Source organism: uncultured Streptococcus sp. (assembly GCF_902463925.1).
GTDB lineage: Bacteria > Bacillota > Bacilli > Lactobacillales > Streptococcaceae > Streptococcus.
In genome coordinates, this window is sequence record NZ_CABQHE010000011.1 from 44,910 (window position 1) to 58,398 (window position 13,489).

At 39.8% G+C, this 13,489-nt stretch carries 15 protein-coding genes and 1 pseudogene; 2 read left to right on the top strand and 14 right to left on the bottom strand.

Annotated elements, in window-relative coordinates; genetic code table 11:
• Position 1 precedes the first annotated feature (1 nt).
• From RDY04_RS08150 to RDY04_RS08215, 14 genes are all read right to left on the bottom strand, one after another.
• Positions 2-772: an acetyl-CoA carboxylase carboxyl transferase subunit alpha gene (locus RDY04_RS08150; RefSeq protein ID WP_303950338.1), complete on the bottom strand. Its 771-nt coding sequence runs from the start codon at positions 770-772 to the stop codon at positions 2-4.
• The gene (accD, locus tag RDY04_RS08155) at positions 769-1,635 is read right to left on the bottom strand and encodes an acetyl-CoA carboxylase, carboxyltransferase subunit beta (RefSeq protein WP_303950339.1); all 867 of its coding nucleotides are present in this window, start codon (positions 1,633-1,635) and stop codon (positions 769-771) included. The genes RDY04_RS08150 and accD overlap by 4 nt, the downstream gene beginning before the upstream one ends.
• A 5-nt stretch (positions 1,636-1,640) precedes the next feature.
• The gene (locus RDY04_RS08160) at positions 1,641-3,011 is read right to left on the bottom strand and encodes an acetyl-CoA carboxylase biotin carboxylase subunit (RefSeq protein ID WP_303950342.1); all 1,371 of its coding nucleotides are present in this window, start codon (positions 3,009-3,011) and stop codon (positions 1,641-1,643) included.
• Between the two features lie 118 nt (positions 3,012-3,129).
• Positions 3,130-3,555, bottom strand: coding sequence for a 3-hydroxyacyl-ACP dehydratase FabZ (gene fabZ / locus RDY04_RS08165; RefSeq protein ID WP_002885470.1), 426 nt, complete (start codon positions 3,553-3,555; stop codon positions 3,130-3,132).
• A complete protein-coding gene (accB, locus tag RDY04_RS08170; RefSeq protein WP_303950351.1) occupies positions 3,552-4,046 on the bottom strand; it encodes an acetyl-CoA carboxylase biotin carboxyl carrier protein in 495 nt (164 codons plus the stop codon). The genes fabZ and accB overlap by 4 nt, the downstream gene beginning before the upstream one ends.
• A 3-nt stretch (positions 4,047-4,049) precedes the next feature.
• Positions 4,050-5,282: a beta-ketoacyl-ACP synthase II gene (gene fabF / locus RDY04_RS08175; RefSeq protein ID WP_303950354.1), complete on the bottom strand. Its 1,233-nt coding sequence runs from the start codon at positions 5,280-5,282 to the stop codon at positions 4,050-4,052.
• A 61-nt stretch (positions 5,283-5,343) separates the two neighbouring features.
• A complete protein-coding gene (fabG, locus tag RDY04_RS08180) occupies positions 5,344-6,078 on the bottom strand; it encodes a 3-oxoacyl-[acyl-carrier-protein] reductase (RefSeq protein WP_303950356.1) in 735 nt (244 codons plus the stop codon).
• Between the two features lie 12 nt (positions 6,079-6,090).
• On the bottom strand, positions 6,091-7,011 hold the full coding sequence (gene fabD, locus RDY04_RS08185; protein WP_303950359.1) for an ACP S-malonyltransferase: 921 nt from the start codon (positions 7,009-7,011) through the stop codon (positions 6,091-6,093).
• A 22-nt stretch (positions 7,012-7,033) separates the two neighbouring features.
• A complete protein-coding gene (fabK, locus tag RDY04_RS08190) occupies positions 7,034-7,999 on the bottom strand; it encodes an enoyl-[acyl-carrier-protein] reductase FabK (RefSeq protein ID WP_303950362.1) in 966 nt (321 codons plus the stop codon).
• Positions 8,000-8,104: 105 nt separating this feature from the next.
• Entirely contained in the window at positions 8,105-8,329 is a 225-nt protein-coding gene (locus RDY04_RS08195) for an acyl carrier protein (protein ID WP_002885495.1), read from the bottom strand.
• Positions 8,330-8,392: 63 nt separating this feature from the next.
• Positions 8,393-9,355: a beta-ketoacyl-ACP synthase III gene (locus tag RDY04_RS08200; RefSeq protein ID WP_303950369.1), complete on the bottom strand. Its 963-nt coding sequence runs from the start codon at positions 9,353-9,355 to the stop codon at positions 8,393-8,395.
• Positions 9,355-9,789: a MarR family winged helix-turn-helix transcriptional regulator gene (locus tag RDY04_RS08205; protein WP_003095649.1), complete on the bottom strand. Its 435-nt coding sequence runs from the start codon at positions 9,787-9,789 to the stop codon at positions 9,355-9,357. The genes RDY04_RS08200 and RDY04_RS08205 overlap by 1 nt, the downstream gene beginning before the upstream one ends.
• Before the next feature lie 103 nt (positions 9,790-9,892).
• The gene (locus tag RDY04_RS08210; RefSeq protein WP_303950370.1) at positions 9,893-10,684 is read right to left on the bottom strand and encodes an enoyl-CoA hydratase; all 792 of its coding nucleotides are present in this window, start codon (positions 10,682-10,684) and stop codon (positions 9,893-9,895) included.
• Positions 10,685-10,895: 211 nt separating this feature from the next.
• Positions 10,896-11,534 carry an HAD family phosphatase gene (locus tag RDY04_RS08215; protein WP_303950373.1) on the bottom strand — a complete coding sequence of 213 codons (639 nt, stop codon included), beginning with the start codon at positions 11,532-11,534 and terminating at the stop codon, positions 10,896-10,898.
• A gap of 130 nt (positions 11,535-11,664) precedes the next feature.
• Between RDY04_RS08215 and RDY04_RS08220 the strand changes: the two genes are divergently transcribed.
• Entirely contained in the window at positions 11,665-13,023 is a 1,359-nt protein-coding gene (locus tag RDY04_RS08220) for an aspartate kinase (protein WP_303950376.1), read from the top strand.
• 275 nt (positions 13,024-13,298) lie between these two features.
• A pseudogene (locus RDY04_RS08225) lies at positions 13,299-13,489 on the top strand (ISL3 family transposase); the annotation flags it as partial.

Here is a 13,489-nt window from a genome sequence, read left to right on the forward strand (position 1 = left end):
TTTAATATTTTCTAAAACGTTGATAACGCGCTTCAAGCAAGTCTTCTTTTGATAATTGGCTTAATTCTTCCAATTCATCTACGATGTCTGTCTTAATCGCTTCAATAATTTCACTAGTAAAGTAACCACGTTCTGGGATCACCTTATCAACGATTCCCATATTAAGCAACTCGCCTGATGTAATCTTCATCAACTCTGCTGCCTCTTCTGAACGTGAGCCATCTTTCCAGAGAATAGTCGCAAACCCTTCCGGACTCAAGATAGAGTAGATGGTATTTTCAAGCATCCAAACCTTATCGGCTACTGCCAAGGCAAGAGCACCTCCCGAACCACCTTCACCAATGATGATGGCAATAATTGGTACCTTAAGGTCGCTCATTTCCATAAGGTTACGCGCAATTGCCTCACCCTGTCCACGTTCCTCTGCCCCGACACCAGGATAAGCACCTGCAGTATTGATAAAGGTAACAACTGGACGACCAAACTTTTCAGCCTGTTTCATAAGGCGAAGAGCCTTACGATAGCCCTCTGGATGAGGTTGACCAAAGTTACGATTGAGATTATCTTGTAGGTTTTTACCTTTTTGTATACCAACTACTGTAACGACTTGGCCGTTTAAGCGACCAATACCACCGATAACGGCACCATCATCACGGAAATTACGGTCACCATGAAGTTCGATGAAATCATCAAAGATTCCTTTGGCAAAGTCCAAAGCCGTTAAACGGCCTTGATCACGTGCTTCTTTTAAAATACGTGCTACGTCACTCATTGAACACCTCCATGGAATGATAAGAGTGTGGCAATGGTATCAGCCAACTCTGTACGTTTGACAATGGCATCAACAAAACCATGTTCTTGAAGGAACTCAGCCTTTTGAAAATCATCTGGCAAAGTTTCACGAACCGTGTTTTCAATGACACGACGACCTGCAAAGCCAATCAAAGTTTGTGGCTCAGCCAATATGATATCACCTTCCATGGCAAAACTTGCTGTAACCCCACCAGTGGTTGGATCTGTCAAGACAGTCAAGTACAACAAGCCAGCATTCGAATGACGTTTTACTGCTGCTGATATCTTAGCCATTTGCATCAAACTCATGATTCCCTCTTGCATACGGGCACCACCAGAAGCTGTAAAAATAACAACTGGAAGTTTTTCAGAAATCGCATACTCAAAGAGTTTTGTGAGTTTTTCACCAACAACAGTTCCCATTGAAGCCATGATAAAGTTAGAATCCATAATGGCCAAGGCTGTTTTTTGCCCCTTGATAGTTGCAACACCAGTCACAACAGCTTCATCAAGACCAGTTTTTTCCTTGGTCGCTACTAGTTTCTCCATATAACCTGGGAAATTCAATGGATTTTCAGTTTTAATACCTGTAAACAGTTCTTGGAAAGATCCCTCATCAACCGTTAAATCAAGACGTTCTTTTGCCGAAATGCGGAAGGTATAAGAACAGTTTGGACAGATTTTAGCTTGTCCCAAGTCCTTTTGATAAATAGCTTGCTTACAGCCAGGACATTTGGCAAAAAGCTCATCTGGTACTTCTGGCACCTGGTGATCAATCCCATTACGTACAGAACGGTTAGGATTGATACGGATATACTTTTCTTTTCGATCGAATAATCCCATAAACTCTATTCCTCACGCTTCTGATATTCTGGTAGGAAAGTTTCCATCAAGAATGATGTGTCATAATCTCCAGCGATAACGCTACGGTCTGAAATCAAATCCAACTGGAAGTCAGCATTTGTCACAACTCCATCGATTTCAAGCTCGTAAAGAGCACGTTGCATCTTCATGAGTGCCTCAAATCGATTTTCTCCATGAACAATGATTTTGGCAATCATTGAATCATAGTAAGGTGGAATGGTATAGCCTGGATAGACAGCACTGTCCACACGAAGGCCAACACCACCACTAGGCAGGTAGAGATTGCTAATTTTCCCTGGGCTTGGAGCAAAGTTGAACTTAGGATTTTCTGCATTGATACGACACTCAATGGCATGTCCCTTAATTTCAACGTCGTCTTGAGTCACAGATAATTTTTCACCTGCGGCAATACGAATTTGTTCTTTAACAATATCCACACCACTTACAAATTCAGTAACTGGGTGCTCAACTTGAACACGGGTATTCATTTCCATAAAGTAAAACTGACCTGATTTTTCATCAAGGAGAAACTCGATAGTACCCGCATTTTCATAATTAACAGCCTTAGCGGCACGGACAGCCGCTGAACCAATTTCGTGACGAAGTGTCTTACCAATAGCAACTGAAGGTGATTCTTCCAAGACCTTTTGGTTATTACGTTGAAGAGAGCAATCACGTTCACCTAGGTGAACAATGTTACCATAGCTATCTCCCAAAATTTGAACCTCGATATGACGAGCTGGGTAAATCACTTTTTCAATATACATCGCCCCATTACCAAAGGCTGCTTTAGCTTCTTGTGACGCAGATTCGAAGGCAGGAGCTAACTCTTCTTCAGTGTTAACCTTACGGATCCCCTTACCGCCACCACCAGCAGAAGCCTTAAGCATTACTGGGTAACCAAGACGGTTAGCAACCTCTAAAGCATCCTCAGCTGTAAAGACTTCACCATCTGAACCAGGAATTACAGGGACATTAGCCTTAATCATTTCAGCACGAGCATTGATTTTGTCACCCATCTTGTCCATGACTTCGCCTGAAGGGCCAATAAACTTGATGTTCATTTCTTCACAGAGAGTGGCAAATTTAGAGTTTTCACTCAAGAAACCAAACCCTGGGTGAATAGCTTGAGCCTCCGTCACAATAGCAGCTGATAGGACACGATTCATATTCAAATAAGAATCCGTTGATTTTGCAGGCCCGATACAAATAGCTTCATCAGCAAGTATAGTATGGAGAGAATCCTTATCCGCTTCAGAATAAATAGCAACCGTTTGAATACCCAATTCACGCGCTGCACGGATAATACGCACTGCAATTTCACCACGATTGGCAATCAATAATTTTTTAAACATAAAACAAGATAACATCAGACATTTTTCGATAGTCTGTGTTGATTTCCTTTCTATGTGATAGACCAATGTCTAAAGAAAAATCCTTTCCGACTGTCGCCAGAAGGATTTTCACAAAACATTAGCTTCCAATAGCAAAAGTCAAAGTACCTGATGCAGCAAGTTTCCCATCGACTTCAGCCTTAGCTTCAACAACAGCAATTGTTCCACGACGTTTAACAAACTTAGCTGTCATAACAAGTTGGTCACCAGGAACCACTTGTTTTTTAAATTTAACCTTATCCATACCTGCGTAAAAAACTAACTTGCCTTTATTTTCAGGTTTTGACAATTCAAGAACACCAGCAGTTTGCGCAAGAGCTTCCATGATGAGAACACCTGGCATAACTGGGTATTGAGGAAAATGTCCATTGAAGAAAGGTTCATTGATAGTTACATTTTTAATAGCCGTAATTTCGTCTTCTGAAACTTCTAAAACACGGTCTACCAAAAGCATTGGGTAACGGTGTGGCAAAGCCTCACGAATAGCATTAATATCAATTGTCATTTGATGCGTACCAATCCTTTTCCGTAGTCAACGACTTCTTCATTCGCTACCAAAATTTCAGTGATAACACCATCCTTAGGTGCTGGCACTTCATTCATAACCTTCATTGCTTCAACGATAAGAAGCGTTTGGCCTTTCTTAACAGTGTCGCCAACAGAAACAAAGGCTGGTTTTTCAGGTGATGGAGACAAGTAAGCCACGCCGACAAGTGGACTTTCAACAACTTCTCCTTCAGCAGCTTGAGCTGGTGTAGAAGCTTCTTCAACTGGTATTGCTGCAGTTTCAACAGCAGCGGGTGCTACTACTGGAGCAACTGGAGCCTGAGGAGCTGACGCAACCACTTCAACTGTAGGAGCTACTGGGGCAGCAGTTACTGAACTTGTTTGATTTTTACTCAAGTTCAACTCTTCTCCATTGTTTTTGTATGAAAATTCACGCAAAGTTGAGGCATCAAATTGAGCCAACAAATCTTTAATTTCAGAAATATTCATAAATTAGCCCTCCCAACGTTTAAAGGCAAGAACAGCGTTGTGTCCACCAAAACCAAAGGTATTTGAGATTGCATACTCAATATCAGCTTCTTTACCTTCACCGTAAACAACATTAGCTTCAATGTAGTCAGACAATTCTTTTGTACCTGCAGTTTTCGGTACATAGCTATGACGAATAGCTTCGATTGTTGCAATAGCCTCAACCGCACCAGCAGCACCTAGCAAGTGACCTGTAAATGATTTAGTAGATGAAACTGGAACATCCTTACCAAGTACAGAAACAATGGCACCACTTTCTCCTTTTTCATTGGCAGGTGTTGATGTCCCGTGAGCATTAACATAATCGACATCTTCAGGTTTGATACCAGCTTCATTAATAGCTAATTTAATTGCTTTAGCAGCACCTGAACCGTCTGGAGTTGGTGTTGTCATGTGGTAGGCATCACAGTTTGATCCGTAACCAACAATCTCAGCCAAGATGTTAGCACCACGTTTTTGAGCGTGTTCTAAGCTTTCGATAACGAGAACCCCTGCACCTTCACCCATAACAAAACCATTACGGTCTTTATCAAATGGAATTGATGAACGTTCTGGATCCTCTGTTGTTGAAAGTGCTGTAAGAGCATTGAAACCACCGATACCAATCTTAGTGATTGAAGCTTCAGCACCACCAGCCAAGACAACATCATGCAAACCGAATTTAATTTCACGGAAGGCCTCACCGATTGCATCATTGGCAGAGGCACAAGCAGTCGTCACTGATTTACATACCCCTTGAGCACCAATTTTAAGAGCAATGTTACCAGCACCCATGTTTGAGAGTGCTTTAGGGATAAACATTGGTTTGATACGTTTCATACCACGTTCGTGCATACGGATGATTTGATCTTCAAGTTCTTGTAGACCACCGATACCAGATGACACGATAACACCAACACGATCACGATTTTCTTCTTCCATATTAAGTCCTGAATTTTCAAGAGCTTCCATGGCAGCATAAATCGCATAAAGTGAGTAAGTGTCCATACGGTTAGTATCTTTTTTCACAAAGTACTTATCGAATGGGAAATCTTGGATCTCACCAGCGTTAAAGACTGGGATTTCAGAAGCATCAAACTTAGTGATTGGCTTAATACCAATCTTACCGTCATGAAGACTGTTCCAAAATTCTTCTGGTGTATTACCGATTGGCGAGGTTACACCGTAACCTGTAACAACAACACGATTTGTAGACATATATATTCTCCTTTTGTCGGATGGATATTCTAGTAAATGATTTTTTGATATTGAAAATCAATTATTGCATGGTCATACCACCATCAATTGCGATGGTTTGACCTGTAAGATACTCTTGACTAGCCAAGAATGCTGCAACTTCAGCTACTTCTTCTGCTTGACCAATACGTTTCATTGGTACTTGAGCAATCATAGCATCTTTCATTTTCTCTGGAATAGCGTTAGTCATATCTGATTCAATGAAACCAGGAGCGATAGCATTGACACGGACACCACGGGCCGCAACTTCACGAGCTACTGATTTAGTGAAACCAATCAAACCAGCTTTTGAAGCTGCATAGTTAGCTTGACCAATATTACCCATGAGACCTACAACAGATGACATATTGATGATGGCACCTTGACGAGCCTTAGACATTGGTTTCAAGACAGCTTGTGTCATATTGAAAGCACCAGTCAAGTTGATTTTCAAGACGCGTTCAAAATCTTCTTCAGTCATCTTCAACATCAACTTATCGTTGGTGATACCAGCATTATTAACTAGTACATCAACACTTCCAAGTTTTTCAATGGCTTCTGCTACCATACGTTTAGCATCCTCACCATTAGAAATATCACCTGAGATACCAACAACAGTTACACCATAGTCTACAAATTGCGCAAGTAAGTCCTCAGAAATTTCTGAACGTCCATTCAAGACAATATTAGCACCTAGACTCGCAAATTTGTGCGCCACAGCTAATCCAATACCACGTGTTGAACCTGTTACAAAAATATTTTTATTCTTAAGTTCCATGTTTACCTCGTTTTAAGCATTAAGAAGGGCATCAAGACTAGCTTGATCTTCCACACTTTGAGTTGGTAGGGTTTTATCAATTTTCTTCAAGAAACCTGACAAGACTTTTCCTGGCCCAATCTCAACCACCTCATCTACACCAAAATCTTGGATAGTGGCAATCGAATCATAAAAACGTACAGGTTCCATCACTTGACGAGCCAAAAGAGCTTTGACGTCTTCTGATTTCATAATTTGAGCCTCAGTATTACCTACCAAAGGAAGCGTAAAGTCATTGAATGACACTTTCTCAAGTTCTGCTGCCAATTTTTGACTAGCTGATTCAAGTAAAGCTGTATGAAACGGTCCTGAAACATTTAGAGGAATCAGACGTTTAGCACCAGCTTCTTTAAGCAATTCCACAGCATAATCAACCGCCTCAACTTCACCACCAATTACAATTTGTGCCGGAGTATTATAGTTAGCAGGAGTCACCACACCCTTTTCAGAAGCTTCTTGACAAATCGCTTCAATCAAATTTGGATCTGTATTCATGACAGCAACCATTTTTCCACTTCCAGCTGGAGCTGCAGTTTCCATGAATTCCCCACGTTTAGCAACCAAGGCTACTGCATCTTCAAATGAGAGGGCACCAGCTACAACTAGTGCAGAATATTCCCCAAGAGAAAGTCCAGCAACAATATCAGGAGTAATACCATTTTCTGCCAAGAGACGGTAAATAGCAACTGACGTTGTTAAAATAGCTGGTTGAGTATAGCGTGTTTGATTAAGTTTTTCTTCGTTAGAATCAATCAATTCACGCAAATCATAACCTAGAATACGACTAGCCGTATCAAATGTTTCTTTGACAACGGGATATGCCACATACAAATCACTTGCCATACCCAATTTCTGAGCTCCTTGACCACCAAATAAGAACGCACGTTTTGTCACTATAATAATCCTTTCGACGTTTTTAGACGTTTACATCTGCCCAACGAGCAGCTTCTTCTTTAATTATCTTTGCAGCACCTGTATACAAATCTTCCAAGATTTCTGCACACGTTTCTTCTTTACGAATAAGACCTGCAATTTGTCCAGCCATAACTGAACCATATTCCACATCTCCATCAACAACGGCATTACGAAGTGCACCTGCACCAAGCTCTTCAATTTCCTCTTGAGTTTTCTTACCAGATAAGAAATCTTTTTCAGCCTGATTATACTCTGTAGCCAACTTATTCTTAATGGCACGAACAGGGTGTCCTACAACAGAAGCAGAAATCACAGTATCGATATCTTTAGCCTTCAAAATCTTATCCTTGAAGTTTTGATGAGCGTTAGATTCCTTGGCAACAGCGAAACGCGTACCAACCTGCACAGCTTCTGCTCCAAGCATGAGAACAGCAGCCATACCACGTCCATCAGCAACACCACCAGCCCCAATAACCGGGATAGATACCGCATCTGCAACTTGTCGAACAAGAGCCATAGTTGTCAATTTACCGATGTGACCACCAGCTTCCATACCTTCTGCAACAACAGCATCCGCTCCAAGTTTTTCCATACGTTTAGCAAGTGCAACTGATGGGATAACTGGAATAACTGTGATACCAGCTTCGTGGAAACGTTCCATATATTTACCTGGGTTTCCTGCACCAGTTGTAACAACTTTTACACCTTCTTCAATAACAAGGTCAACAATATCGTCAACAAATGGCGACAAAAGCATAATATTAACACCGAATGGCTTGTCAGTGATTTGTTTTACTCTGTCAATATTAGCTTTGACCACTTCTTTAGGGGCATTACCGCCACCAATAATTCCGAGTCCACCAGCATTTGAAACGGCTCCAGCCAAATCACCATCAGCAACCCAGGCCATACCACCTTGGAAGATTGGATATTTAATTCCTAACAGTTCTGTAATACGAGATTTCATTTTTCACCTTTTTTCGATTTTCTAATCAAATAAATAGTTTAATAATCAAAGTAATTGTATAAACAAAGGAGAATATCCCTAATAAGAATATTCTCTATGGCCTGCTTATTTAGTTTTCTCTTCTACGTAAGCAACAAGGTCACCGACAGTGTTAAGACCTTCTTCAGTTTCGATTTGAATATCGAATTCATCTTCGATTTCTGAGATAACTTGGAATACATCAAGTGAATCAGCATCAAGTTCGTCAAAAGTAGTTTCTACTTTTACTTCTTCTGCATCTTTCCCAAGTTCTTCAACAATGATTTCTTGTACTTTTTCAAATACTGCCATTTTATTTTCTCCTTTAAGATAAATATATTTCTTATAATCTATGCTGGTGCATAATTTATATAACTAGATTTTAACAATTAGACTTCCCCATGTCAAACCCCCGCCAAAACCTGAGAGAAGAATTGTTTGATCACTACCTAATTGAAGAGTCCCATTCGCCACATTTTCAGAAAGCAAGATTGGAATACTTGCCGCACTGGTATTACCATAAGACATCATGTTAGCCAGAAATTTGTCACGACTGACATCAATTTTCTTAGCCATAATATCCAAAATACGAATGTTAGCTTGATGAAGAAGGAAGTAATCAGGCTCACCTTTTTCTTCAACCAAAGCCTTAATGCTCTTTGAAACCGTCTTAACGGCAAAATCAAAGATCGCTTTCCCATCCATTTGCATATAGGGATTAGGCTGCTCAGCACCATCAGAATAAGGCGAAATAACTGCAGAAGCTCCCAACTCAAGACCGTCCTTGCTACCGTCGGTATTTAAAGATTCACCAAAAAAATGTTCTTCTTCAGATTCTTCTAATAAAACACCGCCAGCACCATCTCCAAAAAGAACTGCTGTTGTACGATCAGACCAGTCTAAAGTTTTTGAAAGAACTTCAGCACCAATGACTAAACCTTTTTTGTAAGCACCTGACTTTATCAATTTTTCTGCGGTTGCCAAAGCAAAGACAAAACCACTACATGCCGCAGTAACATCAAAAGCGAAGGCGTTAACTGCTCCAATTGTTCCTTGAACACGTGCTGCCACTGACGGCATTGAGTTATCGGGAGAAATCGTTGCAACTAAAACAAAGTCTAGCTCTTCGGGAGATAAGCCCGACTTTTCCAACAGCTGATAAGCAACATTGGTAGCTAAATCACTCGTATTCTCATTTAATGAAATGCGACGTTCTTGAATCCCTGTACGTGAGCGAATCCACTCATCACTGGTATCCATGATTTTAGATAGGTCATCATTGGTCACGACCTGAGCAGGTGCATAATGGGCAACCTGACTAATTTTTGCAAATGCCATTATTTTAACTCCTCAAGAAAGGCATGGAGATTTTCCAACCCCTTGCTCATAACCTTTAATTCCTCGTCGTTAAAGCCCTCTGTAATCCGCATCACCATTGATTTATGGAAACCACGGTGAAGACGATATACCAGACGACCTTTTTTAGAAAGTGATAGATGGACCACACGACGATCAACAGATGATCGCGTACGAATAATATATCCTTTCTTTTCAAGTTTATTGAGAGAAGTTGTTACAGTACCAAGGGTTAACATAAGCTCTCTAGCAACTGCACTTGGTGTCGTATCTGGATGTGTACCAATCACATCAATGGTATGCATTTCCTTGAGGGAAACATCATTAAACTTTGAATTTTTCAAACTTGCTTCTTCGATAATAACGACGTTATTAAAAATATCAACAAGATAGCCATTAATTTTATCGTAATTCACACCAGACTCCTCTCAATAAGATTTGATTATCAAATTATATCAAACTCAAACTAATTTAGCAAGTCCAATTTGAAAGCTTTAGTTTTAATTTCTGAAAACAAGTTTATTTCCCTTGGAATTTAGGACGGCGACGCTCACTATAAGCACGTACACCTTCTTTAAAGTCCTCTGTAAATGCAAGAGATTTCTGCAAATCAAGCTCCAGCTTAGCATATTTTTCCCAACCTGCAAATTCAGATTCCCAAACCATTTCTTTAATTGCTTTGAATGAATTAACTGAAGAACGATTTAATTTCTTAATTAACTGACTCACTGTTTTCTCAAGCTTTTCTGAATCGACTACCTTGTAAGCAATTCCCCAATCTAAAGCTTTCTCAGCTGACACGGGCTCTCCTGTCATGGTAATTTGAGTAGCACGATTAATACCAATTGAACGAGTCAAAAGGTAAAGACCACCAGCATCAGGGGCCAAACCAACACCTACGAAAGCTTGAATAAATTTAGCTTTTTCAGATGCAATTGTAAAATCTGCTGCAACTGCTAAGTTAGCAGCAGCACCTGCACAGGGGCCATCAACAACCATGATGACTGGCTTAGGCAATTTTTTAAGAGCAAAAGCAATTTCATTCACTTGCTCAGCAATACGAACCAAAGATTGTACATCATCTACAGCAACAGCTTTTTTCATTTGATCAAGGTCTCCACCAACAGAAAAGACTTTCCCATTAGCATTGATAACCAAGAACTTCACAGTTGCATCTTGCCCTGCTTCCTCGATTGCAGCCATAATCTCATCACAAACTGGAATGTTAAATCCATTTTGAACTTCAGGGCGATTGAGAGTTAATGTTGCCACTCCCTCTTCAACGCTATAAAAAATTGTTTCGTAAGCCATTTTAGCACTCCTTCCGACAACTAGTTCCTATATCAAAACCGCATTTTATTTGATTTTTATCATAATTTCATTTGACGAATAGATAATTTGATAGTCAAATCATTTATCGTTATTTCCTAGTATACCATAGTCCACCTAAAGGTCAACATAAACTTAGATTTTTTTAATTTCACACATCAAAACACCGAGAAGAAAAGCTCGGTGTTGTTTTCTATTTTATTAAGCCTAAAACATCTGTAAGACTATCCAATAAACCTTTTGCAGCACTTTGATCCATACCAAACCGATTATCTCTAATCGCCCAGACCTCTACATCTGCAGCTACTCCAGCGGCAATTCCTTTTTCACTATCTTCAATGATAAGAGCACAATTTGCTTGCACGTTTAATTGCTTTAATGCTGCCAGATAAATCTCTGGGTTGGGTTTACTCTCTTTAAATTCTTCTCCTGAGAGAACCACATCAAAGAAACCATCCAAATGGTTTTCCTCCAAAGCTCTAAGGATATCTGCCTTCACTGAGCTAGAAGCCAAACCTATTTTCAACCCTCGAGATTTCACTTCATTCAAGACTTTCAAAACATCAGGAAAAATTAATTCTTTATAGGGTAAGGGATTATTTTGTTTATAAGTATTGTACTCTTCTTGTAAAGTTGACACATCCCACTTATCATAATCATCTCTGAGAATATTTTCCCAAACCTGCTTAGTATTTCCACCTATAAAGAAAGACGGGGGTAAATGATCTATTGAAATACCTTTTTGGCCTAAAAAACTTGCCCGTCGATCATAATAATATTTTTCAGTGTCAAAAAGGACACCATCCATATCAAAAATAATTGCCTCTACCACGGGATATCCTCCTTTTCTTCCTTTATTGTATCATAATCAGACTAAATCTTACTCGTTTTAAAAAACAATGTGACAAATTGTCAGAATTTTGCTATAATTGTAGAGTAATTTATAATTTTTTGGAGTAACTATGAAAGTCATCAAATTTGGCGGAAGCTCACTCGCTTCAGCAACACAATTAGAAAAAGTCTTAAACATTGTAAAATCTGACCCTGAACGCCGCTTTGTCGTTGTCTCTGCCCCTGGTAAACGTAACGATGAGGATACCAAAGTTACAGACGCCCTAATTAAATACTACAAACACTATATAACGGGGGCTGATGTTAAAGCTGACCAAGAATGGATTATTAACCGCTACCAGGCTATGGTCGACGAATTAGGTTTCAAATCAAAAGAGATGGTAAACATTGCTAAAGCTATTACTGATCTCGCTACGCTTCCTATCGAGGATAACAATTTCCTCTATGATACCTTCCTAGCTGCTGGAGAGGACAATAATGCAAAATTAATTGCTGAATATTTCCGCAATAACGATATTGAAGCACGCTACATTCATCCTCGCGAAGCTGGTATCTTGGTCTCAAGTGAGCCAGGCAACGCCCGTATTCTCCCAGGTTCATATGATAAGTTAGAAGAACTTCGTGAATCAGATGAGGTTCTGATTATTCCTGGATTCTTTGGGGTCACCTCTGATAATCAAATTTGTACATTCTCACGAGGAGGCTCTGATATCACAGGCTCTATCGTAGCTGCAGGTGTTAAAGCCGACCTATATGAAAACTTTACAGATGTAGATGGTATTTTCGCAGCCCACCCAGGTGTAGTACATGAACCGCACTCTATTCCAGAGTTGACTTACAAAGAAATGCGTGAGTTGGCATATGCTGGATTCTCGGTTCTTCATGATGAAGCTCTCCTCCCAGCATATCGTGGTAAGATTCCATTAGTTATCAAGAACACCAATAATCCGGACCACCCAGGCACACGTATTATTCTTGAACACCAGGGAGCAACCGTTCCAGTTGTTGGTATTGCTAGCGATGACAAGTTTGTCAGCATCAATATGAGTAAATACCTCATGAACCGCGAGGTAGGTTTCGGACGTAAGGTGCTACAAATCTTGGAAGATTTAAACATCCGTTGGGAACATATGCCTTCAGGAATTGATGACCTTTCAATCATCATTCGAGAACGTGAACTTACCCCAATCAAAGAACAAGAAATCCTCTCTTACCTGACGCGTGAACTTGGTGTTGATGAAGTCGAAATTGAACATGGTCTTTCTATCCTCGTGATTGTTGGTGAAAATATGAGAGACCATATCGGTGTTACAGCGACAGCGGCCAAAGCACTCTCTGAAAAACACATTAACCTTGAAATGATTTCTCAGGGATCAAGTGAAGTTTCTGTCATGTTTGTAATTGAAACTGAACAAGAAAAAGAGGCCGTTAGAGCGCTCTATGACGCATTTTTCCGTAGCAACAACTAATTTTCTAACCTATCTCCTACAAGGGATAGGTTTTTCTTTATAATGAAAATATATTCAACTCTCACGGTACCTAGTCCAATAACAAATTTTCTAATCAATAATGCACAATTTATTCCAAATCAAAAAGTACTAACTTTCGTTAGTACTCTTTTTAGGCTCTATAATTTCTGTAGTGGGTAAAACCACTGTAGAGATTATAGAGCTTTTTGAGTGTACACAAAAAGTCCCATAAGAACTATAATGAAAAGCGACCAAACCATCATTAGGAAGAACTTATGAGACTTATTAAGAATACCACAGAATTAATCGGAATTAAAGACCAAAATATCAAGATTTCACTTGTTTTTGAAACTGACACTCATATCGAGATTCAAGCAAAACTCGATTACCCTGCACCATCATGTCCTCATTGCCATGGAAAAATGATCAAGTACGACTTTCAAAAGCCTTCTAAAATCCCTCTTCT

What these genes read in the sequence shown, in the direction of transcription:
- RDY04_RS08150 (WP_303950338.1), bottom strand. Translation starts at nt 772, where the DNA reads ATGAGTGACGTAGCACGTATTTTAAAAGAAGCACGTGATCAAGGCCGT.
- accB (WP_303950351.1), bottom strand. Translation starts at nt 4,046, where the DNA reads ATGAATATTTCTGAAATTAAAGATTTGTTGGCTCAATTTGATGCCTCA.
- fabZ (WP_002885470.1), bottom strand. Translation starts at nt 3,555, where the DNA reads ATGACAATTGATATTAATGCTATTCGTGAGGCTTTGCCACACCGTTAC.
- fabF (WP_303950354.1), bottom strand. Translation starts at nt 5,282, where the DNA reads ATGTCTACAAATCGTGTTGTTGTTACAGGTTACGGTGTAACCTCGCCA.
- fabK (WP_303950362.1), bottom strand. Translation starts at nt 7,999, where the DNA reads ATGAAATCTCGTATTACAGAACTGTTAGGAATTAAATATCCAATCTTC.
- RDY04_RS08160 (WP_303950342.1), bottom strand. Translation starts at nt 3,011, where the DNA reads ATGTTTAAAAAATTATTGATTGCCAATCGTGGTGAAATTGCAGTGCGT.
- fabG (WP_303950356.1), bottom strand. Translation starts at nt 6,078, where the DNA reads ATGGAACTTAAGAATAAAAATATTTTTGTAACAGGTTCAACACGTGGT.
- RDY04_RS08220 (WP_303950376.1), top strand. Translation starts at nt 11,665, where the DNA reads ATGAAAGTCATCAAATTTGGCGGAAGCTCACTCGCTTCAGCAACACAA.
- RDY04_RS08210 (WP_303950370.1), bottom strand. Translation starts at nt 10,684, where the DNA reads ATGGCTTACGAAACAATTTTTTATAGCGTTGAAGAGGGAGTGGCAACA.
- accD (WP_303950339.1), bottom strand. Translation starts at nt 1,635, where the DNA reads ATGGGATTATTCGATCGAAAAGAAAAGTATATCCGTATCAATCCTAAC.
- RDY04_RS08195 (WP_002885495.1), bottom strand. Translation starts at nt 8,329, where the DNA reads ATGGCAGTATTTGAAAAAGTACAAGAAATCATTGTTGAAGAACTTGGG.
- RDY04_RS08200 (WP_303950369.1), bottom strand. Translation starts at nt 9,355, where the DNA reads ATGGCATTTGCAAAAATTAGTCAGGTTGCCCATTATGCACCTGCTCAG.